Source organism: Pseudomonas reactans, from assembly GCF_013387025.1.
GTDB classification, from domain to species: Bacteria; Pseudomonadota; Gammaproteobacteria; order Pseudomonadales; family Pseudomonadaceae; genus Aquipseudomonas; species Aquipseudomonas reactans.
On sequence record NZ_JACAQP010000014.1, the window covers coordinates 109,378 to 131,022 of the forward strand.

Genomic DNA, 21,645 nt, shown 5'->3' on the forward strand with positions numbered 1-21,645 from the left:
GAACAGGCTCAATCAATCCGCGCAAACCGCTCAATCACCGGCTGCTCCCGATGCTCGGCCTGGCACAAGTCATAGGCGCTTTGCATCGACAGCCATAACTGCCCAGTGCTCACACCTGCCCGCTCAAGCCGCACCGCCAAGTCGGGACTGACAGGCGCACGCCCATGCAAAATCCTCGAAAACGTCTCACGGGCGAATCCCAGGCGCCGGGCCATTTCGGTGATGGTGATGTCCAGGGTGGGTCATATCAGGCTTAGTGTTTGGACTCATGACGTTCGCCCGTGGCGGGGTTCGGAAAAAAAATGCTAGAGAAACGGGTTCCGAGCAACAACCTGAAAACGCTGTTAGAACATTCCTTGTTGCTTGTCGGGACGACAACCGTAGGTAGGGCTCGGACTGATAGCGTGTCTGAAATTTCTGTAAGTCTCACCTTCGTATTTTTACTGATTTTTGAGTGCTAGTTTTTATCGCTCAACCCCATCAGCAAGGATTCGCAAATGGCCGTCCCTCCCATACCCTCGGGCGTTTCGCTGCAAGACAATATCGCCTTGGCCAACAACCGCAGGATGCATTTGAAGCCTGGTTCGGCCTTTGCCTATTCGTGGTTTTACTCACAGGTTCGGGGCGTGGCCCTTGGGATTACAAACAGAAAAGCCGTGAGTACGAGGCGTTCGGTAACTTCAACTACGGCGTTACCGGCATTGTGCTGGGTATTCCGGAGAGTGTGCTGTTGAGAGCGGCTGGTGCGGCGCAAAAGGCAGCAGGGACTTCTCGGGCGGAGTTCGGAGACTGGTGGGGCGATGCGCCGTATGGTGATGATCACAGTGACCAGCATTGGATCAAGGAGGGTATCGAATATGCCAGAGCTCAAGGGTATTAAGTGGCCGGTCCAGGGCTTGTTCAATGGGCTGCTGGTGGTGTGTCTCGGGTACTTGGGTGTTGGTTGGTTGATGAGCCCAGGTCCACCGGAATTGGATGAGGTTGTGCTCAAGTATTCCCTGAATAACGGGAGCTCCATTTACGGTGCGCGAAACAATCAGGGTGGCGCTACGGTAGGCTTTTCCTACCTGTACTACGTCCACAAGGATCTGGGGAATGATCGGGAAATACTCACGACACTGGTGTCGGCACATCCCTTTCTGAAAACTAAAGAGCCGGATGTTCAAGTCACCCGACAGGCTGGCCTCATCCGCCTTACTGTTCGTGGGGAGGTTTATGAATACCGTAGTTACCCGCTCGAAGGTTTGGGGGCTGTGAGAGTAGACATGAAGTTGTAGACCGGCTGGCTTCGGATTTTTCCTGCAAGATTTTGGGCTGTGCATGAACTTGTCGCGAGCAGCCAGCGCGCCTAGTCTTCGTCTCGTCATCGCAAAAAACGGTGACACGGACGTGCAAGTCCGGTTACATATCGGCGCACCAACGCCCATAGCCATCCAACGGGCGTTTTTTATGCCTGCTGTATTTGTTATGGCGGCTGTGCGTGGGAGACCCTTCGGGGTCTGCCGGGGTCCGATATGCCCGGTCTTGCACACCTGCGCACAGCTGCCACCTTTATTCGCGTGCAAGCGGAAGAGGGCAGTCTCCATCACATATCGGAGCTGTAAATCATGGTCAAACCTACCCCCAATCCGCCGCTCTTCACCGTAAACCCGCACCAAAACACCGAAACCCTGCTGGTCAACGCCAGCGAAACCCTGTCTTCCCTCAACGCACTCACCTGCAATCTCGCCTTCGACCTGGACACCTCCCAGCGCGCAATCATGCTCGGTATCCAGCAAATGGCGGAGCTGGGGCAGCTATTGGTAGATCGGGCACTTGAACAGATTTCCCCACCGCCAGTCGCTTAAAACTTGATCGTTCCCAAAAAGGGACCTATCGCTCCCTTTTTGGGACTCTTTGCGCCTGCGAAGTGCCGTCGGGAGCAGGCTTGACTGTCTGCCTGCAATGCTGGATCAGGTTGTCAACGGTGTTCTCCCATGGGAAATAATGCGATTGGTCAAGTCAGCGTTTGGCCCGCTTCGATAGGTTGTTGGAATGGAAAACGGTGTTTCCAAGTAAAAGATATGAGGGTTGTCTGGGCTTTGGACGAGGTTCAGCCCTGATGTGTTCACTTCGTAGTGATACGTCATTTTGTCCTCCCAATTGCCATATTTACGCCGCCCGAAGATGGTCTCGGAGAGCTGCTTGCTGGGCATATCGTCTGGCGCCAAGTCCGTAAAGTAGTGTCGGCCTTTTCCTCGGGGAAGGGGGTCGCCCTTCAAGTTGGTATCTGAAGGGCTGAAAAAGCGGTCAGCGTTGAACTTGGCATGGCGGTCTTTCGCTACATATTTGTAGAAAACGGTTTTGCCTTTGACGGGCGGCTCCAGCTGCGCTTTTTCACCGGGGAAGGCTTCGGGCACTCTGGGGCGTTTGGTGAGGGGTTGGCTGTTCAGCGTATTACCCGAACTATGAGGGTTTGGCCCAAGAGGACGTTTGGGAGCCCTCGCTGCTTCCCCTGGGGACGGGGCCCCTGCCGGTAACCTGCTTGATCGCCATTCACCATTGCTGGCACGCACTAGGTTCTCCCGTCGCCGGAAGAACGTTGACCTCGTCAAGGGTTCATTGGGGTCCAGAATGGAGACCGTTCCGGTGCGTGCATGAAAGCCCGAATCGATCAGGTACACCTTGTTGACCCCGGTTCCGTCGGTGTAACGCACGTAGAAATTTTCGCCGACGTTATAAGTACCACTTGCGCTCATGGGAACGCCCTTGATCACGTCATCCGGCACGGTGAAAGCGCTCAGGTCGCGGGGTGTAGCGGTTCCCGCAGAGGGTGGCGTGTTAACCACGGGGGGGAGCCTAGGCTGGGGCGGTGGCGTATTATTGAGGACCGGGCGCAATGGCGCAGTACGAACATTCGGGAGGCGTGTCGCCGTCGCCGGAATATCCGCATACACCGCACGTCCCAGGCGAGGGCTCTTGATCATCCGCGGCAGAACTTTCCCATTGGCGCGTAAGACTCTGAGGCCGTTCTTTGCCAGCCGGGCCCCCGCTGATAGGCCTTTGCCGATGACTGGAACCACATCGAGCAGTGCCATACCCACTTCAATCCCGAACTGGGCCTTGTTGATTTTCGATTGAATCGCGACTTCCGCGCTGCTCACCGATTGGTGGTCTGCTTTATCGATGACCAGTTGTACGTGCTGTTTGTACAGCTCATCCTGGAAATTGCCTTTAATGGGCTGGAGTGTCGAAGCCGAGCCCTGCAATTTGAGCGTCTGGACCGTTGTATCGACGATTTTGAAGGGGTTCATCAGGTAGTCCAGAGGGCCCCTCTTGAGCGCAGCATAGGCTTTGTCAACGTCATCCTTTTTGACCGGCGACTTTCTGTTTGCGGTGTAGATCCTCCATTCGTTTTTGTCCAACAGGGTATTCAGCGCAGCCTGGTCTTCGAGTTCGCGAAACGATATGCCGTCCGGCGCATCGGGTGTATACAGCACCATCGCCTTATCTGTCTGATTGCCGATCACCATTGCCCCCTGTACCGGCAGCCCGCGCTGGATAAGGGCATTGGCGACGATGGTTTTTCCATCGACCTGAGGCCGGTCAGCGTCGTCGGGATAGCCCAGGACGGCGGCAACCCATTGCGCGCCTCGTTTGGTGGTGGTGTCCTGTTTGGCGTTTGCCTTATAGGCATCCGGGTTGAGTTCTGCGAGCAGCTCATCCTTTTCCAGGCTATCGCTCAGGTTGGCTTTCCAGGCTTTGCGAACCTCGCCTGCGGGCCCTGACGCGGCATCCGTTGCCAGCTCTTTCTTAAGCAGTTTGGTGTACTCGCCACCCACGTCTGCGGTATTGACCAGTGTCTTAAGCTGCTCGGTGTCCCAGGTGACCTGCGTGCCGTCAGCCTCCAGAATAGGTTTGCCTTGGGTATCGTACAGCGGCAACTTAAAGGTGGTTTGGGTGAACTGAGTGCTTTCAGCTGCTGGGAACTCGGTCGGGTTTTTTAGCGCCAGATCCGTCAGTGACACGGTGTGGCTTTTGACAAACGGCGTTTCATTGCTGCTGGGTCGACCCAGGTGAAACCTGGTCTTGGTTTCCACCTGGACCATTAGCTTGTCCGCATCCACTTGCACGGACGGGTATAGCCTTTGGAGGGCCGCACCAATCTGCTCCCGGGAGAAGGCTCCAATATTGGGGATTTTTTCCAGCAAGGGTGCCAGCACACGGGTGCTTTTTTGCTCGGCATTTTCCAAGTAGTCGAACAACTCTACTTGGGTAGGGCTCAGTTTTTTCAACCACTCGGGCTGTAGTTTATCTGCCAGTTTGTCGTCGCGCGCTGACATGGCGTTGCTGCCGTCGAGTAGGTACGACCAGTCGGCGGAATCATCGAGAGCCTGCGATGAAGTCGGGTCTGTCAGCGGGTTGGGGCTGAGGGGGGTGAATGTCTGGATAGCTCGGGCTTGAATGTCTTCTTGCTGACGCTTGAGCATCCAGGGTACCCCCTCGGCCAACACGTCCCCGGTCAAGGGTTCGGCGCTGCGCATCAAGTCATCGCCCGGCTCTTCACGGTTTTGCAGTGCCAACGGCAGCTGTTGCAACAATAAGTCGGTTTGGGGACCGCCTTGGTCAAGGCGGTCGGCCAATGCCTGGCGTGCCTGGGCGGGGGTTGTGAACTCCTCGAACCCTTCACTGGGTGTATACAGCACCACCGGACCATTGGCATCGTTGAGCGGGAGCGCCCGACCATTCGGCCATGTAGGCATTGTGGTCCAAGAGTTATCGGTCTTGGTGATGAGGAAGGCGCCAGCCAGCAGCGCACCCTTCTCAGTGCCGTCATCGACGGTGATGGGGTATACGCCAGGTCGGGCGCCGTTGGCGAAGGCACTCTCGCGTTCGGCCAGCGTAGGGAATTGCAGTGCGGTATCAATCAGTTGTTTGCTGGTTGGGCTCAGTGTTCCGTCACTCACGCGTAACGCTGCCAGGGTCGACAGTTGTTGCTTGTGCAGGGTTAACAGTTGGTTTTGCGGCGGCTCCACAATGCGTGGTTGTTTTTCGTTTGGACGGGGCGTGGCCCAGAACGTCTGGAGGGTCTTGGGGTATTGCGTGGCAATGTCTCGGGCGATGGAGTGCAGCGTGCCGGACGTGATCGCTGGCCCGGCGCTGTCTTCGGGTGCCTGCCTTGTGATGAACTCGTTGCGCACGCCGCTTTCGTCTGGCATGACCTTATCCGGGTCGGCCAGGACAGCTCTAATCTCGTCGAAAAGGGCGCTCATTAACGGTTGGGAGGAGGTCAGTGTTTCGACATCGCCGCTGCTGGTGTAGCGATTATAGGCGATCGTCTCGGCATTGAGCGGCCGCACGCCCGGAAAGGCTTTTTCAAGTTGCGCCTGCACAAAGGCTTTAAAGCTGGGTTGTTGGCTGTATAGGCGTTGAATTTTGGCACTCAGGTTGTCGTGTTGGCCGATGAGAATCTCTGTATCGCTGACCTTGAAGTGTTCCGCCAGCGCATTGCGCTCGGCCGTGGCCGGTTGTATGCCGGGTGAAGTGGGTAAGAGGAAACCGTCTGGTGCATAGGTAGAGATGGTTGAAAGTGGTGCAGGTTGCTGTTGGGCAGTGATAGTGGCTGCCGATTGGGTATTGGCGGGTGAAGGTTTGAGGAGCGTTTCGGAGGGACGGGGCGCCACCGTTTGAACAGAGAGGGTCATGAGGCGGATCTCGCAAGGCAGTTGTGAGTTTTATGCCTACTTTCCTTGTAGTCGTCAGATCTGTGAGCATTCAAAGGCGTACGGTTCCTTCGGAAACATAAGAAGTTGATAATCGTTACTCTGACCGTAACGGTTGCTTGCCCAGCTTGATTGATCGCGCTGTTGGTCGTCCCTAAGGTAGTTCCACGACAGCCAACCCGTGGAGCGACCATGACAACAACCATCACCCCCGACTCGCGCTGGACGCGGCGGCGCGACGAGAAGCAGCGACGGCTCGGGCTGGTCAAAAAATACGCAGACGGCGCGGTATTACCGAGCGACAAGATCGTCGAGGCGCTTGAGGCGCTGATCCTCCCCGGCGACCGCGTGGTGCTGGAAGGCAACAACCAGAAACAGGCGGATTTTCTTTCTCGCTCCCTGGCCAAGGCCGACCCCGCCAAGCTCCACGATTTACACATGATCATGCCCAGTGTCGGCCGTTCCGAGCACCTGGACCTGTTTGAAAAAGGCATCGCACGCAAGCTCGATTTTTCCTTTGCCGGTACCCAATCCCTGCGCATCAGCCAGTTGCTGGAAGACGGTCTGCTGGAAATCGGCGCGATCCACACCTACATCGAACTCTATGCGCGGCTGGTGGTGGACTTGATCCCCAACGTGGTGCTTTCCGCCGGGTTCATGGCCGACCGCGCCGGCAATATCTACACCGGCGCCAGTACCGAAGACACCCCGGCGCTGATCGAGCCCGCCGCGTTCAGCGATGGCATCGTGATCGTGCAGGTCAACCAGTTGGTGGACGACGTCACCGATTTGCCGCGCGTGGATATCCCGGCGAGCTGGGTGGATTTTGTGGTGGTGGCCGACAAGCCGTTCTATATCGAGCCGCTGTTCACTCGCGACCCGCGCCATATCAAGCCGGTGCACGTGTTGATGGCGATGATGGCGATCCGTGGCATCTACGAAAAACACAATGTGCAGTCGCTTAACCATGGCATCGGCTTCAACACCGCCGCCATTGAATTGATCCTGCCCACCTACGGCGAATCCCTTGGCCTCAAGGGCAAGATCTGCCGCAACTGGACCCTCAACCCGCACCCAACCCTGATCCCTGCGATTGAAAGCGGCTGGGTGGAAAGCGTGCATTGCTTCGGCACTGAATTGGGCATGGAAAACTACATCGCCGCTCGGCCGGATGTGTTCTTCACCGGTCGCGACGGCTCGATGCGCTCCAACCGGATGTTCTGCCAACTCGCTGGCCAGTACGCGGTGGACCTGTTTATCGGCGCCACCCTGCAAGTCGACGGCGACGGCCATTCTTCCACCGTGACCCGTGGCCGTCTCGCCGGGTTTGGCGGCGCGCCGAACATGGGCCATGACCCACGCGGTCGTCGCCATGGCACGCCCGCCTGGCTGGATATGCGCCACGACGATGCACCGGAAGCGCTGTTGGAACGCGGCAAAAAACTCGTGGTGCAAATGGTCGAGACCTTCCAGGAAGGCGGTAAACCCACCTTCGTCGACACCCTTGACGCGGTGGAAGTCGCCCGCAAAAGCGGCATGCCCTTGGCGCCGATCATGATCTACGGCGATGACGTCACCCACTTGCTCACCGAAGAGGGCATTGCCTACCTGTACAAGGCGCGCTCCCTGGAAGAACGCCAGGCGATGATCGCCGCCGTCGCAGGCGTCACCGCCATCGGCATGCGCCACAACCCCAAGGACACCGCACGCATGCGCCGCGAAGGGTTGATTGCCTTGCCCGAAGACTTGGGCATCCGTCGCACCGATGCTACCCGCGAACTGTTGGCCGCCAAGAGTGTGGCCGACCTGGTGGACTGGTCCGGTGGGCTGTACAACCCACCTGCCAAATTCAGGAGCTGGTAAATGCGCGCCCTTAAACTGCATGAAATCACGCTCGCAGATCGCCTGGCGGACATGGCCGTCGATGCGCTGATCGATGAAGCCGACCTGTCGCCCAAACCTGCCTTGGTGGACCGCCGCGGCAACGGCGCCCATAGCGATCTGCACCTGGGCCTGATGCACGCTTCAGCGTTGTCGCTGTGGCCGATGTTCAAGGAGATGGCCGAAGCCGCGATTGAGTTCGGTGAAGTCGGCTTACCCCTGCGCGAAGCCCTTGGGCGTATTGGCCGCGAAGGTGAGCAAGCAATGCTCGTCACCACCCACGGCGTGAACACCCATCGCGGCGCAATCTGGGCCCTCGGTTTGCTCACCGCAGCGGCAGCGCTGGAACCGCGCTCTATCACCCTGAACGCCGCCAGATTAGCCCTGCTCAACGACCGCTACGCGCCGCAACCGATGAGTCACGGCGCCCAGGTCGCCCAGCGCTATGGCGCACGCGGCGCCCGTGAAGAAGCCCAGCTGGGTTTTCCCTCGGTGGTGCAACGTGGCTTGCCGCAGCTGCATAAAAGTCGCCAGCACAATGCAGGTGAACAGAACGCCCGCCTGGACGCCTTGCTGGCGATCATGACCGAGCTGGCCGATACCTGCGTGCTTTACCGTGCCGGTCCCGAAGGCCTGTTAGCGATGCAGCAGGGTGCTCAAGCGGTACTCGATGCAGGTGGCAGCGCAACGCTGGTCGGGCGTCGCCAATTGCATGAGTTAGACCTTCAACTGCTGGCCCTGAATGCCTCCCCCGGCGGCGCCGCCGACCTGTTGGCCGCCTGCCTGTTTATCGACCGCCTCGACGGAGCGTTGTGATGGAAACCTTATCCTTTGAATTCCCCGCCGGGCAGCCGCCAAAAGGCCGTGCGCTGGTGGGCTGCGTTGGCTCGGGCGACCTGGAAGTGCTGTTGGAACCGGGCACGCCGGGCACGCTGACCATCCAGGTGCAGACCTCGGTGAATGGCGCCGAACAACGCTGGCAGCATCTGTTCGAGCGTATCTTCCAGGAACAGACGCCACCGGCGTTGAACATTGATATCCACGATTTCGGCGCCACCCCCGGCGTGGTGCGCTTGCGCCTGGAGCAGGGTTTCGAGGAGGTCGGCCATGACTGACTTACTCGCCAAACACAGCTTCGTTGAGCTGGGCGCTCGGCAGCGGGCCAAGGCGTTGCTGGACGCTGGTTCCTACCGTGAATTGATCGACCCGTTCCAGCGCGTCATGTCGCCGTGGCTCAGTCGCCAAGGCGTAGTGCCCCAGGCCGATGACGGTGTGGTGATCGCCAAGGGCAACATCGATGGAAAACCTGTCGTCATTGCCGCCGTCGAAGGCAACTTCCAGGGCGGCAGCCTCGGTGAAGTCGGCGGTGCAAAAATTGCGGGCGCTCTGGAGCTGGCAGCGGAAGATAATCGCAAGGGCATTGCGACCCGCGCCGTCCTGTTGCTGGAAACCGGTGGTGTGCGCTTGCAGGAGGCCAACCTGGGCCTGGCGGCCATCGCGGATATCCACGCGGCGATTGTCGACTTGCGCCAGTACCAGCCAGTGATCGGCGTGGTGGCGGGCAGTGTCGGTTGCTTTGGCGGCATGTCCATTGCGGCTGGATTGTGCAGTTACCTTGTGGTCACCCGCGAAGCACGCCTGGGCTTGAATGGCCCGCAAGTGATCGAACAGGAAGCGGGGCTTGAGGAGTACGACTCCCGCGACCGGCCCTTCATCTGGAGCCTTACCGGCGGTGAGCAACGTTTCAACAGCGGCTTGGCCGACCGTTATGTCGCTGACGATGTGGCCGAGATTCAACACACCGTCAGCGCATTGCTGGAGCAAGGCCTGCCCAACCAACAGCGCAGCAGTCAGGCCGAGCATTACCTGGCGCGCCTGGCTGAACTGGACACCACGCCGCAAATCGACCCGGCGACGGTACGCGCGCTGTATCAAGGAGAACGCTCATGAGAGGTTTGCACTGGTTCAACGCATTGAGCGCCGGAGCGACAGCCGTTGAGGGTTTGCCCAACTCGCTGAAAGTCGCCGATGGTGTGCTGGGTGAACAGCCCGTGCGCTACATCGCCGTGGTCACCGACGCGCAAAACCGCTTCCCCCGCGCACGCAATGGCGAAGTCGGCCTGCTGGAAGGCTGGGGTCTGGCAAAAGCCGTCGATGAAGCCATCGCCCGTGGCGACAAGCGCCCGATCATCGCCATCGTCGACCTACCGAGCCAAGCCTATGGCCGTCGCGAAGAAGCCCTCGGCATCCACCAGGCCCTGGCCGCCTCCGCCGACAGCTACGCCCGTGCGCGTCTGGCCGGGCACCCGGTGATTGCGCTGTTGGTGGGCAAGGCCATGTCCGGTGCGTTTCTAGCTCATGGGTACCAAGCCAATCGCCTGATCGCCCTGCGCGATCCTGGTGTGATGGTGCACGCCATGGGCAAGGCCTCGGCCGCGCGCGTGACGCTGCGCAGCGTTGAAGAGCTGGAAGCCCTGGCCGCCAGCGTGCCGCCCATGGCCTACGACATCGACAGTTACGCCAGCCTGGGGTTGCTGTGGGAAACCTTGTCGGTCAGCCAGATTGAACAGCCCACGCCGGAGGATGTGGCGCGGGTCAGCGATTGCCTGGTGAATGCAATCAAGGATATTGGCAGCACCGACTTGAGCGGCCGCCTTGGTGCGACCAACCGCGCGGCTTCCAGCCACGTACGCCAACTGCTGCGGGAACAATGGTGAACGCTCACGACCTGCTCTGGGGTATGACCCCGGCGCATCTGCCTGCTGACGCTCCGGCGTGGGCGGTGGAGGCGGTAGGCACGGTGGTGGTGCGTCGCGCCACCGTCGCGCCGGGCTGGGTCGCGGTGGGCGTGCGCGGGCGTTTGCGCGAGCAGCGGTTTGCCGCCGAGATGCCGATTGCCGCGGTGCAGCGGCGAGTAACGCCGCAAGCGCTGCGTGACGTTGTCTCGACACGGGACTTACCGGCCTTGCAGGCATTGGAACAACTGCGGCCTCTGCTGGCGCCCTTGAATTGGGGCATCACCGGCAGCGCGGGTTTTGAGCTGGCCACGGGCATTGAAGCGCTGCATGCCCAGAGCGATCTGGACCTTATGCTGCGCACGCCCGAGCCGCTGGATCGCAACGACGCACGTGACTTGCTGGCAACCTTGGACAAAGCCGCGTGCGCTGTGGATATGCAACTGCAAACACCTTTCGGCGCTATCGCTCTGCGCGAATGGGCCGGTCCATCGCGGCGGGTGCTGTTGAAAACGGTCAACGGTGCGCACCTCGTCCTCGACCCTTGGCAGGCCGTAGCATGAGCAGCCTTCTGGTCTTCCCCGGTCAGGGCGCCCAACGTCCGGGCATGCTCCAGGCGTTGCCGGCCGATGTGTTGGAACACGCCAGCGAAGCCTTGGGTGAAGACGTTCGCACTTTGGATTCGGCGCAGGCCCTGGCGAGTACCCGCGCCGTGCAGCTTTGCCTGCTGATCGCCGGCGTGGCCCATGCCCGCTTGCTGCAACACACGCCGGATTACGTCGCAGGGTTGTCCATCGGTGCCTACCCGGCAGCGGTGATTGCCGGTGCGCTGGATTTTGCCGACGCCCTCAAACTGGTCAGCCTGCGCGGCGAGCTGATGCAAAATGCTTATCCACAGGGCTACGGCATGACCGCGATCATCGGGCCGGAGTTATCCACCGTCGAAAGCTTGCTTGCCGAAATCCACAGCCCCGAAACCCCGGTGTACCTGGCCAATATCAACGCCGACAACCAGACGGTGATCGCCGGCAGCGACAAAGCCATGAAGCTTGTCGCCAGTCGCATCAAAGGCAACGGCATTGCCAAGCGCCTGGCTGTCAGCGTGCCGTCCCATTGCGCGTTGCTGGAGCAGCCAGCCCAGGCTTTGGCGCACGCCTTCGTGCCGCTCAAGGTACCGCGCATCACCTACCTGAGCAGCACCCGTGCGCGGCCGATCCACACCCCCGAACAATTACGCGACGACCTGGCCTTCAACATGTGCCGCATCGTCGACTGGCGCGGCACTGTGCAAGGCGCCTACGAGCGTGGCGTGCGCCTGCAGATCGAACTGCCGCCCGGTGCTGTGCTCACCGGCCTGTCACGCCGCGTATTCGAACAAGGCACGGTGATCGCCTGCGAAGGCGCGCGCCTGGACACCTTGCAGGCCCTGCTGCAAGAGGAGGAGCGCCGCCACCGATAAAGCATCACCCAAGGCTTTCGAAGCACAACAACAACAATTTCGATCGAGCACTTTGAGGACAACAACAATGATTATCTACGGTGTGGCACTGCTGGCGATCTGCACGCTTGCGGGCGTGATCATGGGCGACATGCTCGGCGTGTTGCTGGGCGTCAAATCCAATGTGGGCGGGGTGGGGATCGCGATGATCCTGTTGATCTGCGCCCGCCTGTGGATGCAAAAACGCGGCGGCATGACCAAGGATTGCGAAATGGGCGTGGGCTTCTGGGGCGCGATGTACATCCCCGTGGTGGTGGCAATGGCTGCGCAACAAAACGTGGTCACTGCCCTGCACGGTGGCCCTGTGGCGGTGCTCGCGGCGATTGGGTCGGTGGTGGTATGTGGTTGCACCATCGCCCTGATCAGCCGCACGCACAAGGGTGAACCGCTGCCCGATGAAGAGCCGCTGATCGCACCAGTAGGAGGTCGCTGATATGTGGGATCTCATTGAAAAAGGTTTGGAACACAACGGCCTGATCACCGCGTTTGCCTTTGTCGGCGTGGTGATGTGGATTTCCGTGGTGCTGTCCAAGCGCCTGACCTTCGGGCGCATCCATGGCTCTGCGATTGCCATTGTCATCGGCCTGGTCTTGGCCTGGGTCGGCGGCACGATTACCGGCGGCCAGAAAGGCCTGGCGGACCTGGCGCTGTTCTCCGGCATCGGCCTGATGGGCGGCGCGATGCTGCGCGACTTCGCCATCGTCGCCACGGCGTTTGAAGTGCAAGCCACCGAGGCGCGCAAGGCCGGGATGATCGGTGTGATTGCGCTGCTGCTGGGCACGATCCTGCCGTTTATCGTCGGCGCGAGCATGGCCTGGGCCTTTGGTTATCGCGATGCGATCAGCATGACTACCATCGGTGCCGGTGCCGTGACCTATATCGTCGGCCCAGTGACCGGTGCAGCGATCGGCGCGACGTCGGATGTGATGGCGCTGTCGATTGCCACCGGGTTGATCAAGGCGATTCTGGTGATGGTGGGTACGCCTGTGGCGGCGCGTTGGATGGGGTTGGACAACCCGCGTTCGGCGATGGTGTTTGGTGGGTTGGCTGGCACCGTGAGCGGCGTGACGGCTGGCTTGGCTGCGACAGATCGCCGCTTGGTGCCGTATGGCGCGCTGACGGCGACGTTCCATACCGGGCTTGGGTGTTTGCTTGGGCCTTCGTTGCTGTACTTCATCGTGCGCGGTCTGGTCGGCTAACCCCCGCGATGCGATCGACCGCTTTTGTGGCGAGGGAGCTTGCTCCCGTTGGAGCGCGAAGCGGTCCCATTGCTTTCTTCCTGAAAATCCGCGAGCGCTGATTTTACGACTGCTGCGCAGCCGAGCGGGAGCAAGCTCCCTCGCCACAAAGGGGGCTCATTGTCAGGTTTGGCGATTGGCGTACATCCGGCACTCCGCCAACAACGCCAACAAGTTAGGGTCACGCTCCTTGGCCTTCAGGAACACCACGCCAATATGCTGCTGCAACCGATACCGGGGTTGCAGCGGTATCAACTTCACGCGGTTCTCATACACCGCCGCAATCCTGCCCGGCAACAGCGCATAACCCACGCCCGAACTGACCATGCTCAGCAACGTGAAGATGTCATTGACCTGCATCGCCACCTTCGGCTCGAACCCCGCCTGCTTGAACACACGATTGCCATCCTGGTGCGTGGCGAAGCCTTGGGTGAGGGTGATGAAGGTCGCGTCACGCACAGCCGCCAGGTCGATTTGCTGATCGCGGTCAAACGGTGAGTCAGCCGGGGTGGCGAGGAAAATGTCGTCGGAGAACAAGGCAATCTGTTCGCAGTCCGGGTCGTTGGCGTGCTCGTCGAGGGAGATGAGGATCGCGTCCACTTCCATGTTCTTGAGCTTGTAGAGCAGGTCGAAGTTGGAGCCCAGGATCAGGTCGATGTTGAGTTCGCTGCGGCGGATCTTCAGGCCCATGATCAGTTGCGGCACGGTCTTCACCGTCAGCGAATACAGCGAGCCGAGCTTGAAGCGTTCGGCGGAGAAACCAGCGGCTTCGCGGGTGAGGCGCACGCTGTCGACCACATCGGCCACCAGCTTCTGTGCGCGTTCTTCCAAGACGTAGGCGCTTTCCAGCGGCGTGAGGTTGCGGCCTTCGTGTTTGAACAGCGGGCAGCGCAGGGCGTTTTCCAGGGAGTGGATGGCGCGGTGCACACTGACGTTGCTGGTTTGCAGCTCGGCGGCGGCGCGGGCCAGGTTGCCGGTGCGCATGAACGCCAGGAAGATCTCGAGCTTTTTGAGGGTGAATTCTTCGTCGATCAGCATGGCCGTGGCTCTGGTTCGAATGCCGTCGATTGTGCCCCTAAAACCAGTCCGCTCCCAGCCATGCACTGCACAGGCCCAATAGCACGCCGAGGATGATCAGCCAGATCGCATTCAGCCGCGTGTAATACACCACGGCGGCGCTGGCCAGGGTCAGCACCAGGCTGGTGGCGTTGTTTTCCAGGCTGTTCATCAGGATGTAGCTGGCGGCGAGAATCAGGCCGATGGAAATCGGCAGCAGGCTACGTTTGACCCGCTGCACCCACGGCGTTTCGGTATGGCGCTCCAGCCAACCGGCGCCAAGGTAAGTCACCACCGAGCAGGGCAACAACTTGGCGGTCAGTGCCACCAGCGCGCCGGGCAGCCCTGCGGCTTGCTGGCCGATGAACACCAGGAACATGCCATTCGGCCCCGGCAGTGCCTGGGACAAGGCAAAGAACGCGACGAATTGCGCGTCAGTGATCCAGTTCATGTCGGTGACGGTGTAGCGGTGGATATCGCTGAGCGCCACGGTATTGCCGCCAATCGCCATCAGCGACCACAGCGCGCATTGGATCATCAGGTGCAGCAGGACGGTTTGCATCAGCCGGCCACCTTGCCTGATCCGATAAAGCTCAAGGCCAGGGAGCTGGGGATACAGATCAGCAGCACCATCCACAGCGGCAGCACGAAGATCGCCATCAAGACAAAGGTCAGCACGAAGGCGCTGTAGTTGGCCAGCGTACGTGGCATGGCCCTGAGCAGGCGCAGGGTGGTGCCCAGCATCAAGCCGGTGGCAATCGGCATGACGGCGCCGAAGATCTGCTGCACCACGTCGTGGCTCCACCACTTGGCATAGGCGAAACCGGCCAGCACGGTGATCAACGAGGGGAACAGGTACAGCCCGCACACCGCAGCCAACGCACCGCGCAAACCATGCAGGCGCCGACCATAGATGATGCCGACGTTGGCAATGTTGGGGCCCGGAAAGAACTGGCCGGTGGTCAGCAGTTCGTTGAACGCGGCCTCAGTCAGCCAGCGCCTGCGGTCGACCATCATCTGTCGCGCCCACGGCAATACGCCGCCGAACCCGCAAAGGCCAACCCAGGCAAAGTTGTAAAACAGTTGCCACAGACTGGGCGGCGGGGCGAGAGGGAGCTCGGACATGTTCAGTTCCACTGGCAGGAGCGCTCAGGCAATCACCTTATGATATTCGGCGAGCTGTTGTTGGAAGCGCAAGGTGTCGGGTGTTTGCCGCCACCCTTGATACCCCCCGCGCAGCGTTGCCGCTCCCGTTCGGCCATAGGCTTGCCGAAACGCTTGGGGTAATGGGCGGCTGAACGGCGTGGCGAACCATTGACGGAACAGGTGGCGTTTGTCATCAAATGGCCCTGCGTCGATGAACGCCGTACGCGAGTGGCAAACGACGTGGTTATTCAACAGTTGCAAGTCGCCGGGTTGCAAGTGAATTTCCAGACAGTTTTGCGGGTCTGACGCGAGTTGTTCGAAGGCGTCAATGGCATCCAGCGTGGTGCCGGACAGCTTGGGCGCACCGGGCAGGTTGCGGCAGGCGAGTATGCGTTTACGGTAAAAGCGAGCGGCAAAAACGCCATGATGGATGGCAAACACCGGGCAGCGGAAAAAGCCCGGCTGCGCCAGGTCGATGAACGGAAGGGGTTGATAGAGGGCCTTGAGCCAAGCCAGGTTTTCCTGGGCCAGCTGGTTATGGATCGTCAGCATGTTGGCGACCAAAGTGTGCCCACCGTGGGCAGCTTTGCGCCGGCAGAGCAGGGTTGCCAAGTCACAGGCGTCGACGTGAAACCCCATGGCGGCGCTGGATGCGTTATCCCGTAGTCGATCTGGGTTTTTTCCCTCGCTGATGTCACGTACATCCACCATCAATTGGCCGATGTCGTTTTGGATCAGGGGGACTCCCAGGTGCAACCCGATACCCCACGCCAGCCAGCGGGCCTGGGTTTCGCTCAAGTGAGCGATGGGCAGGCCACGGATCAGAAAGAGGCCTGAACGGGTCTCACAGGCGAGGACGGCCCTTTGCAGCATCGAGTGCAATGTAGGAAGAGGGAAGTCGTCTGGCCCGCATCGCAGTGCGGGCTTGGTGCAGTACTGAATATGAGCCAGCGCCCGTTCCACTTCATGAACCTGCGCGGTAGACAGGGTGTACACCCATTGCCGTTGAGCTTCGCGCAAGCTGTGGGCATTCCACGGCTCGTTGGACTCGGGTAGAAATCCATCTGGATCTAAGGGGGTGGACGGCATTTTCGGACTCCTGGCGGGGAGACTCAAAGTGTTCGGGTTAAATAGTCCAGCGACCGGTTACCGTCAAACAGGGACGAGCGTTGAGATCGGTTGTTGGCTTCTGTAGGTAGGAAAAGAGATCTCTTGTTTGAGGGCGATGTCTTTTTTTACAGGTAATTGCTCCCAATGCTTTGAATGAAATACAGAAATCAGGAGGTCGAAAAATAAGGTGTGTTGTAAATGCGAAAAACGTTGTCACATCTGCGTCAGATAATCACAACGCGCGTTTTTTCTTGAGTTGCACAAGGCTGGATTTGGTCTAGCAACGGTAATCCAGAGGTGAGTGACACATGTACCACGGGGAACGATTCAACGCCTGGAGCCATCTACTCGGTGCTGTCGCGGCGTGTATTGGCGCCGTGTGGATGCTGGTGGTGGCAAGCCTGGATGGCAGCCCCTGGAAGATCGTCAGCGTGGCGATTTACGGCTTTACGCTGATGGTGCTGTACAGCGCCTCGACCGTGTACCACAGCGTGAAGGGGCGGCGAAAAGAGATCATGCAGAAGGTCGATCACTTTTCGATCTACCTGCTGATCGCCGGCAGTTACACGCCGTTTTGCCTGGTGACCTTGAGAGGACCGTGGGGCTGGACGCTGTTTGGCATCGTGTGGGGGCTGGCGGTGATCGGCATTCTGCAGGAGATCAAGCCGCGCTCCGAGGCGCGCATCCTGTCGATCGTGATTTACGCGGTGATGGGATGGATCGTGCTGGTGGCGGTCAAGCCGCTGCTTGCCGCATTGGGCACGGCGGGGTTTATCTGGCTGGCGTCGGGCGGCGTTTTATACACCGTCGGCATCATCTTTTTTGCCTTGGAGGACCGCCTGCGTCATTCCCATGGGATCTGGCATTTGTTTGTGATCGGCGGGAGTTTGTTGCACTTCGTGGCGATCATGCATTACGTCCTATAAACGCTCCAGAAGCTCACGGGCTCGCTGGCCAAAGATCTGCAGCAGATTGGCCAGCATGTGCGGCGGCGGTTCATCGGCGCGGGTCAGGGCGTACAGGGTAATCGGCAGCGGCGGCGTGAGTGTGCGGATACACGTGGTGGCTGTCGAGGCACCGAGGGCAGTAAAGGGGTCGATGACTGTGAGGCCGGCGCCGGACTCCACCATGGCGCGGGCCAGGGAATAGGTTTGTACGGAAATCGTCACCCGCGGCGGTGGGTCGACGTTTTCCAGGTAGCTGTCGAGTTTCGCGGCCAGCGGGTCGGCGCTGGAAAGGCCAATCAATGCGGTGCCTGCCAGGTCCGCCAGGGGTAGCGGCTGGCTCAGCTCGGCGTCGGACCAATAGCCTTTGGATGCCAACGCCACCAGCACACCGTTGGCCAGCACCTGCGTGGTCAACCCCGGATGGCCGGAGAAGTTGAGCGTCAGCGCCAGGTCGATCTCGCGCATCAACAGCTTCTGCACCAGCTCGCGACTGTGGTCGCTGGACAGTTCGCAGGCCATGTCCGGGTAATCGCGCTTCCATTCCAGGATCGCCGGTGGCAGCAACGAAAGGGCCAGCGCCGGGATCGCGCCAATGCGTACGCTCTGGCCTGGCGCACGGCGCAGACTCTTGGCCAGGCGCCGCACGCCTTGCAGGCTTTCGGTGACTTTCTCCACTTCGCTTTCCAGCGCCAGGGCTTCCGGGGTCGGCTGTAATTTGCCGCGCACCCGCAGGAACAGCGGGAAACCCAGCTGCAATTCAGCGTGTTGCAGCACCTTGGTCACCGCCGGTTGCGACACGTGCAGCAACTGCGCGGCGGCGCTGACGGAGCCGGTTTGGCGGATGGCCTGGAAGATTTCGATATGACGCAAGCGCATGGCAAGTCCATAACCTTTGTTTATAGGTGAGCCATCTTTATTCATTGTCGGCGGCCTGTCACCTGCCTCTAGGCTTGAGGCCTCTTGATTCAACGGCGGGTGGCGGCAATGGTGTACATCATCGGGGGTGGAGTGATTGGTCTGGCCAGCGCCTATGCGTTGGTGCGTGCAGGTCATGAGGTGACGGTGATCGATGCGCGCCAGACTCTGGGCAGCGAGACCAGCTTCGCCAACGGCGGTCAACTGTCCTATCGCTACGTGGCGCCGCTGGCCGATGCGGGTGTGCCGCTGCAAGCCATCGGTTGGTTGTTGCGCGGTGACTCTCCCTTGAAGCTGCGCCCGCGCCTGGACCCGCAACAGTGGCGCTGGATGGCGGCGTTTCTCGGTGCCTGCCGTGGCTCGGTGAACAAACGCAATGCTGCGCACCTGCTGCGCCTGGCATCCCTGAGCCAGGACACCTTGCAGCAGTGGCGCGATGATGATCACCTGGACGGCTTCGATTGGCGGCGCAACGGCAAGCTGGTGACCTTCCGCAATGCCGGCTCTTTTGAACAGGCGCGCAGCAAGGTCGCCGATATCCTGCAACAGCAAGTGCTTTCGGCCGCCGATTGCGCACGCCTGGAACCCTCGCTGGCGGGCGGTGGTTTTGTCGGTGGGATCTACACGCCCAATGAGGAGGTCGGTGATTGTCACGCCTTCTGCCAGCAGTTGGCGGCGCGGTTGGAAGCGTCGGGACGATGCCGCTTTTTGCTGGGGCGCAAGGTCACCGGCATTCGTCAGGCTGGCGCAGTGGTGCAGGCCATCGAGTTGGGCGATGAGGTGATGCCGGTTGAGCACCTGGTGCTGGCGGCCGGGTATCGCAGCGCCGAGTTGGGCGTGGCGTTGCCGCTGTACCCGCTCAAGGGTTATAGCCTCAGTGTACCGATGGGTGCGCACCATCAGGCGCCGAATGTGAGCATCACCGATTACGACCGTAAGATCGTGTATGCGCGTATTGGTGAGCAACTGCGGGTAGCCGCGATGGTGGATATCGTTGGCTTCGACGCCAGCCTTGAGCCCAAACGCCTCGCGTTGATGAAGCGCCAGGCACTGGAGACGTTTCCTGATGCCGGCGACTACGCCCACGCGGTGGAATGGGCCGGCATGCGTCCGGCGACGCCGACAGGCGTACCGCTGATTGGTGCCAGCACCTGCCGCAACCTGTGGCTGAACCTTGGCCACGGCGCTCTCGGTTTTACCCTGGCCTGCGGTAGCGGCCAACTGCTGGCCGAGCTGATCAGCCAGCGCGCCCCTTCCATTGATATGCAGGGCCTTGCGCCCCGCGCTGCATGAGGATGCACCGATGACCATCACCCGAATCAGCAGCAATGAACGCCTGAGTGGCGCGGCCATTTTCAAGGACCTGGTGTTTCTCTCGGGCCAAGTGCCCGGTGAAGGCCAGGATGTGGCCACGCAGACCCGCGAAGTGCTGGCCAAGATCGATGCGCTGTTGGCCCAGGCAGGCAGCGACAAAGACCACCTGCTCAACGCGACGATTTACCTGAAAGACATCGGTGCAGGTTTTGCGCCGATGAACGACGAATGGTCGGCCTGGCTGTCGCCCGGCATGGCGCCGACGCGCACCACCCTGCAAGCAGAACTGGCGCGCCCGAGTGTGCTGGTGGAAATCAGTGTGATCGCTGTACGTCAGTAACTTCAAAGACCAACGGAGAATAACAATGAAAAAGATCCTGTTGACCGGCTGCACCCTGGGACTTTTGTTCAGCGCACAGGCCTATGCGAATCAAGCACCCCTGGACGGTGCGCTGGCCAAGATCGCCAGCGCCAAGTCCATAACCTTGGGCTATCGCGATGCGTCGGTGCCGTTTTCCTACGTGGGGGATCACAGTGGCAAGCCCATGGGCTATTCGGTGGAGCTGGCGAACAAGATCGTCGAGCGCATCCAGCAGAAAACCGGGGTGGCCAAGCTCAACGTGAAGTACAACCTGGTGACGTCCCAGACCCGTATCCCCTTGGTGCAAAATGGCACCGTCGACTTGGAATGCGGCTCCACCGGCGTGACCGCCGAGCGGCAGAAGCAGGTGGCGTTTTCCTACGGGTTTATCTACGTGAAGGGGCAACTGCTCACGGCCAAGGACAGCGGTATCAAAGGCTTTGCCGACCTGGCAGGCAAGAACGTGGTGACCACCGCGGGCACCACCAACGAGCGCTTCCTCAAGAGTTACAACGCCGAGCACAAGACCAACATGTTCGTGATCAGTGCCAAGGACCACGGCGAAGCGTTCAAGATGCTTGAGACCGGTCGCGCTGCGGCGTTCTACATGGACGACGCGTTGCTCTACGGCGAACGCGCCAAGGCCAAGGACCCACACAACTGGGTGGTGGTGGGCGAGGAGCAATCCCGGGAAATCTACAGTTGCATGGTGCGCAAGGACGACCCGCAGTTTCTGGCGGTGGTCAACGAAACACTCGCCGACCTGTACCGCAGTGGCGAGATCAACGGGATTTACCAGCGCTGGTTTGAACAGCCGATTCCGCCCAAGGGCCTGAACCTGGAATTCCCGATGACCAGCGAGTTGAAGGCGATCATTGCCAAGCCGGTCAGTGACCCGGTGGAGTAAACCCTAGAAGTCGCCCCACAACTGTTGGGCGACTGCCAACGCCACCACGGGTGCCGTCTCGGTGCGTAACACACGTGGGCCGAGGCGGGCCGCGTGGTAGCCGGCGGCTTGGGCGGTGTCGACTTCATTGTCGGTCAGCCCACCTTCAGGGCCGATCAGAAAGGCCAGGCTGGTAGGCTTGGCGTGACTGACCATCGGCTCGGCCACCGGGTGCAGTACCAGCTTCAAGTCCGCTTCGGTCTGTTTCAGCCAGTCCGCCAAAAGCAACGGTGGGTGAATCACCGGCACCGTGGAGCGCCCGCATTGCTCGCAGGCGCTGATCGCCACCTGGCGCCAGTGCAGCAGGCGTTTGTCGGCGCGTTCGTCCTTGAGGCGCACTTCGCAACGCTCGCTGAAAATCGGCGTGATGGCGTTGACGCCCAGTTCGGTGGCTTTCTGAATGGCCCAATCCATGCGCTCGCCCCGGGACAAGCCCTGGCCCAGGTGGATGTGCAGCGGCGACTCGGTTTGGCCTGCGAAGCTTTCGGTGAGCTGCACAGTGACACGTTTCTTGCCGACCTCCAGCAGGCTGCCCCGGAACTCCTGGCCGGAGCCGTCGAACAATTGCACGGCGTCACCTTCGCCCATGCGCAGCACGCGGCTGATGTAATGCGCCTGGGCTTCCGGCAGTTCGTGATCGCCAATGCTCAGCGGGGTGTCGGTGAAAAAGCGGGACAATCTCATTTCGGTTCTCTGAAGAGGTTTATGTAGGAGCGAGCTTGCTCGCGAAGAACGTACATCCGACGCAGCGATGCGCCTGGAATGCCTTCGCGAGCAAGCTCGCTCCTACAAGGAG

24 protein-coding genes are annotated in these 21,645 nt (G+C 60.4%); 16 read left to right on the forward strand and 8 right to left on the reverse strand.

Features of this window, described 5'->3' with window-relative positions:
* Positions 1 to 8: 8 nt before the first annotated feature.
* Complete coding sequence (locus tag HX793_RS17255) at positions 9 to 236, reverse strand: HigA family addiction module antitoxin (RefSeq protein WP_177094355.1); 228 nt, start codon at positions 234 to 236, stop codon at positions 9 to 11.
* Positions 237 to 454: 218 nt separating this feature from the next.
* Between HX793_RS17255 and HX793_RS31600 the strand changes: the two genes are divergently transcribed.
* From HX793_RS31600 to HX793_RS17270, 3 genes are all read left to right on the forward strand, one after another.
* On the forward strand, positions 455 to 880 hold the full coding sequence (locus HX793_RS31600) for a polymorphic toxin type 44 domain-containing protein (protein WP_308936657.1): 426 nt from the start codon (positions 455 to 457) through the stop codon (positions 878 to 880).
* The gene (locus HX793_RS17265) at positions 858 to 1,277 is read left to right on the forward strand and encodes a hypothetical protein (protein WP_177094296.1); all 420 of its coding nucleotides are present in this window, start codon (positions 858 to 860) and stop codon (positions 1,275 to 1,277) included. Before HX793_RS31600 ends, HX793_RS17265 begins: the two co-directional genes overlap by 23 nt.
* Positions 1,278 to 1,607: 330 nt before the next feature.
* Positions 1,608 to 1,847, forward strand: a complete 240-nt coding sequence (locus HX793_RS17270) for a DUF6124 family protein (protein ID WP_177052691.1) — start codon at positions 1,608 to 1,610, stop codon at positions 1,845 to 1,847.
* Positions 1,848 to 1,952: 105 nt separating this feature from the next.
* Here HX793_RS17270 and HX793_RS17275 read toward each other — a convergent pair whose 3' ends face one another.
* On the reverse strand, positions 1,953 to 5,684 hold the full coding sequence (locus HX793_RS17275; RefSeq protein ID WP_177094297.1) for a dermonecrotic toxin domain-containing protein: 3,732 nt from the start codon (positions 5,682 to 5,684) through the stop codon (positions 1,953 to 1,955).
* Positions 5,685 to 5,894: 210 nt separating this feature from the next.
* On the opposite strand from HX793_RS17275, the gene mdcA reads away from it, so the two are divergent.
* The 9 genes from mdcA to madM all read left to right on the forward strand — a co-directional run bounded on the left by mdcA (position 5,895) and on the right by madM (position 13,015).
* Entirely contained in the window at positions 5,895 to 7,565 is a 1,671-nt protein-coding gene (mdcA, locus tag HX793_RS17280) for a malonate decarboxylase subunit alpha (protein ID WP_177094299.1), read from the forward strand.
* On the forward strand, positions 7,566 to 8,399 hold the full coding sequence (locus tag HX793_RS17285) for a triphosphoribosyl-dephospho-CoA synthase (RefSeq protein ID WP_177094301.1): 834 nt from the start codon (positions 7,566 to 7,568) through the stop codon (positions 8,397 to 8,399). It begins immediately after the preceding gene.
* The gene (locus HX793_RS17290; RefSeq protein WP_025857695.1) at positions 8,399 to 8,698 is read left to right on the forward strand and encodes a malonate decarboxylase subunit delta; all 300 of its coding nucleotides are present in this window, start codon (positions 8,399 to 8,401) and stop codon (positions 8,696 to 8,698) included. Before HX793_RS17285 ends, HX793_RS17290 begins: the two co-directional genes overlap by 1 nt.
* Positions 8,691 to 9,533, forward strand: coding sequence for a biotin-independent malonate decarboxylase subunit beta (locus HX793_RS17295; RefSeq protein ID WP_177094303.1), 843 nt, complete (start codon positions 8,691 to 8,693; stop codon positions 9,531 to 9,533). Before HX793_RS17290 ends, HX793_RS17295 begins: the two co-directional genes overlap by 8 nt.
* Positions 9,530 to 10,300 carry a biotin-independent malonate decarboxylase subunit gamma gene (gene mdcE, locus HX793_RS17300; protein WP_177052696.1) on the forward strand — a complete coding sequence of 257 codons (771 nt, stop codon included), beginning with the start codon at positions 9,530 to 9,532 and terminating at the stop codon, positions 10,298 to 10,300. Before HX793_RS17295 ends, mdcE begins: the two co-directional genes overlap by 4 nt.
* A complete protein-coding gene (locus tag HX793_RS17305; RefSeq protein ID WP_016976061.1) occupies positions 10,294 to 10,881 on the forward strand; it encodes a malonate decarboxylase holo-ACP synthase in 588 nt (195 codons plus the stop codon). The genes mdcE and HX793_RS17305 overlap by 7 nt, the downstream gene beginning before the upstream one ends.
* Entirely contained in the window at positions 10,878 to 11,777 is a 900-nt protein-coding gene (gene mdcH / locus HX793_RS17310; RefSeq protein WP_177052697.1) for a malonate decarboxylase subunit epsilon, read from the forward strand. Before HX793_RS17305 ends, mdcH begins: the two co-directional genes overlap by 4 nt.
* Positions 11,778 to 11,844: 67 nt before the next feature.
* Positions 11,845 to 12,249 carry a malonate transporter subunit MadL gene (madL, locus tag HX793_RS17315; RefSeq protein WP_015886323.1) on the forward strand — a complete coding sequence of 135 codons (405 nt, stop codon included), beginning with the start codon at positions 11,845 to 11,847 and terminating at the stop codon, positions 12,247 to 12,249.
* 1 nt (position 12,250) lies between these two features.
* The gene (madM, locus tag HX793_RS17320; RefSeq protein ID WP_010207194.1) at positions 12,251 to 13,015 is read left to right on the forward strand and encodes a malonate transporter subunit MadM; all 765 of its coding nucleotides are present in this window, start codon (positions 12,251 to 12,253) and stop codon (positions 13,013 to 13,015) included.
* A 162-nt stretch (positions 13,016 to 13,177) separates the two neighbouring features.
* Here madM and HX793_RS17325 read toward each other — a convergent pair whose 3' ends face one another.
* From HX793_RS17325 to HX793_RS17340, 4 genes are read right to left on the reverse strand one after another with little or no spacing between them, the layout of a single operon-like run.
* Positions 13,178 to 14,092: a LysR family transcriptional regulator gene (locus HX793_RS17325; protein WP_016976065.1), complete on the reverse strand. Its 915-nt coding sequence runs from the start codon at positions 14,090 to 14,092 to the stop codon at positions 13,178 to 13,180.
* A 37-nt stretch (positions 14,093 to 14,129) separates the two neighbouring features.
* On the reverse strand, positions 14,130 to 14,672 hold the full coding sequence (locus HX793_RS17330; RefSeq protein WP_016976066.1) for a chromate transporter: 543 nt from the start codon (positions 14,670 to 14,672) through the stop codon (positions 14,130 to 14,132).
* Positions 14,672 to 15,235 (reverse strand): chromate transporter, encoded by a 564-nt coding sequence (locus HX793_RS17335; protein WP_016976067.1) that lies wholly within the window; start codon positions 15,233 to 15,235, stop codon positions 14,672 to 14,674. Before HX793_RS17335 ends, HX793_RS17330 begins: the two co-directional genes overlap by 1 nt.
* A 24-nt stretch (positions 15,236 to 15,259) precedes the next feature.
* The gene (locus HX793_RS17340; RefSeq protein ID WP_177052698.1) at positions 15,260 to 16,345 is read right to left on the reverse strand and encodes a TauD/TfdA family dioxygenase; all 1,086 of its coding nucleotides are present in this window, start codon (positions 16,343 to 16,345) and stop codon (positions 15,260 to 15,262) included.
* A gap of 329 nt (positions 16,346 to 16,674) precedes the next feature.
* Here HX793_RS17340 and trhA point away from each other — a divergent pair, with 329 nt between their 5' ends.
* A complete protein-coding gene (gene trhA, locus HX793_RS17345) occupies positions 16,675 to 17,292 on the forward strand; it encodes a PAQR family membrane homeostasis protein TrhA (RefSeq protein ID WP_016976069.1) in 618 nt (205 codons plus the stop codon).
* Here the strand turns inward: trhA and HX793_RS17350 are convergent.
* Positions 17,287 to 18,189 (reverse strand): LysR family transcriptional regulator, encoded by a 903-nt coding sequence (locus tag HX793_RS17350; protein ID WP_016976070.1) that lies wholly within the window; start codon positions 18,187 to 18,189, stop codon positions 17,287 to 17,289. The two genes, trhA and HX793_RS17350, sit on opposite strands and share 6 nt — an antisense overlap.
* Before the next feature lie 99 nt (positions 18,190 to 18,288).
* Between HX793_RS17350 and HX793_RS17355 the strand changes: the two genes are divergently transcribed.
* The 3 genes from HX793_RS17355 to HX793_RS17365 are packed head-to-tail and all read left to right on the forward strand — an operon-like array spanning position 18,289 to position 20,810.
* Complete coding sequence (locus HX793_RS17355) at positions 18,289 to 19,521, forward strand: D-amino acid dehydrogenase (RefSeq protein WP_177052788.1); 1,233 nt, start codon at positions 18,289 to 18,291, stop codon at positions 19,519 to 19,521.
* Positions 19,522 to 19,531: 10 nt separating this feature from the next.
* A complete protein-coding gene (locus tag HX793_RS17360) occupies positions 19,532 to 19,882 on the forward strand; it encodes a RidA family protein (protein ID WP_016976072.1) in 351 nt (116 codons plus the stop codon).
* A gap of 25 nt (positions 19,883 to 19,907) precedes the next feature.
* Positions 19,908 to 20,810 (forward strand): transporter substrate-binding domain-containing protein, encoded by a 903-nt coding sequence (locus HX793_RS17365; protein WP_177052699.1) that lies wholly within the window; start codon positions 19,908 to 19,910, stop codon positions 20,808 to 20,810.
* 3 nt (positions 20,811 to 20,813) lie between these two features.
* Here HX793_RS17365 and HX793_RS17370 read toward each other — a convergent pair whose 3' ends face one another.
* The gene (locus HX793_RS17370) at positions 20,814 to 21,533 is read right to left on the reverse strand and encodes a 16S rRNA (uracil(1498)-N(3))-methyltransferase (protein ID WP_177052700.1); all 720 of its coding nucleotides are present in this window, start codon (positions 21,531 to 21,533) and stop codon (positions 20,814 to 20,816) included.
* Positions 21,534 to 21,645: the final 112 nt, after the last annotated feature.

Excerpts from the sequence above, each read along its gene's own strand:
- HX793_RS17265 (WP_177094296.1), top strand. The coding sequence starts at position 858 with ATGCCAGAGCTCAAGGGTATTAAGTGGCCGGTCCAGGGCTTGTTCAAT.
- HX793_RS17295 (WP_177094303.1), top strand. The coding sequence starts at position 8,691 with ATGACTGACTTACTCGCCAAACACAGCTTCGTTGAGCTGGGCGCTCGG.
- HX793_RS17340 (WP_177052698.1), bottom strand. The coding sequence starts at position 16,345 with ATGCCGTCCACCCCCTTAGATCCAGATGGATTTCTACCCGAGTCCAAC.
- madM (WP_010207194.1), top strand. The coding sequence starts at position 12,251 with ATGTGGGATCTCATTGAAAAAGGTTTGGAACACAACGGCCTGATCACC.
- HX793_RS17335 (WP_016976067.1), bottom strand. The coding sequence starts at position 15,235 with ATGTCCGAGCTCCCTCTCGCCCCGCCGCCCAGTCTGTGGCAACTGTTT.
- trhA (WP_016976069.1), top strand. The coding sequence starts at position 16,675 with ATGTACCACGGGGAACGATTCAACGCCTGGAGCCATCTACTCGGTGCT.
- HX793_RS17330 (WP_016976066.1), bottom strand. The coding sequence starts at position 14,672 with ATGCAAACCGTCCTGCTGCACCTGATGATCCAATGCGCGCTGTGGTCG.
- HX793_RS17270 (WP_177052691.1), top strand. The coding sequence starts at position 1,608 with ATGGTCAAACCTACCCCCAATCCGCCGCTCTTCACCGTAAACCCGCAC.
- madL (WP_015886323.1), top strand. The coding sequence starts at position 11,845 with ATGATTATCTACGGTGTGGCACTGCTGGCGATCTGCACGCTTGCGGGC.
- HX793_RS17285 (WP_177094301.1), top strand. The coding sequence starts at position 7,566 with ATGCGCGCCCTTAAACTGCATGAAATCACGCTCGCAGATCGCCTGGCG.
- HX793_RS17275 (WP_177094297.1), bottom strand. The coding sequence starts at position 5,684 with ATGACCCTCTCTGTTCAAACGGTGGCGCCCCGTCCCTCCGAAACGCTC.
- mdcE (WP_177052696.1), top strand. The coding sequence starts at position 9,530 with ATGAGAGGTTTGCACTGGTTCAACGCATTGAGCGCCGGAGCGACAGCC.
- HX793_RS17350 (WP_016976070.1), bottom strand. The coding sequence starts at position 18,189 with ATGCGCTTGCGTCATATCGAAATCTTCCAGGCCATCCGCCAAACCGGC.
- HX793_RS17370 (WP_177052700.1), bottom strand. The coding sequence starts at position 21,533 with ATGAGATTGTCCCGCTTTTTCACCGACACCCCGCTGAGCATTGGCGAT.
- HX793_RS17290 (WP_025857695.1), top strand. The coding sequence starts at position 8,399 with ATGGAAACCTTATCCTTTGAATTCCCCGCCGGGCAGCCGCCAAAAGGC.
- HX793_RS17325 (WP_016976065.1), bottom strand. The coding sequence starts at position 14,092 with ATGCTGATCGACGAAGAATTCACCCTCAAAAAGCTCGAGATCTTCCTG.
- HX793_RS17360 (WP_016976072.1), top strand. The coding sequence starts at position 19,532 with ATGACCATCACCCGAATCAGCAGCAATGAACGCCTGAGTGGCGCGGCC.
- HX793_RS17305 (WP_016976061.1), top strand. The coding sequence starts at position 10,294 with ATGGTGAACGCTCACGACCTGCTCTGGGGTATGACCCCGGCGCATCTG.
- mdcA (WP_177094299.1), top strand. The coding sequence starts at position 5,895 with ATGACAACAACCATCACCCCCGACTCGCGCTGGACGCGGCGGCGCGAC.
- mdcH (WP_177052697.1), top strand. The coding sequence starts at position 10,878 with ATGAGCAGCCTTCTGGTCTTCCCCGGTCAGGGCGCCCAACGTCCGGGC.
- HX793_RS17365 (WP_177052699.1), top strand. The coding sequence starts at position 19,908 with ATGAAAAAGATCCTGTTGACCGGCTGCACCCTGGGACTTTTGTTCAGC.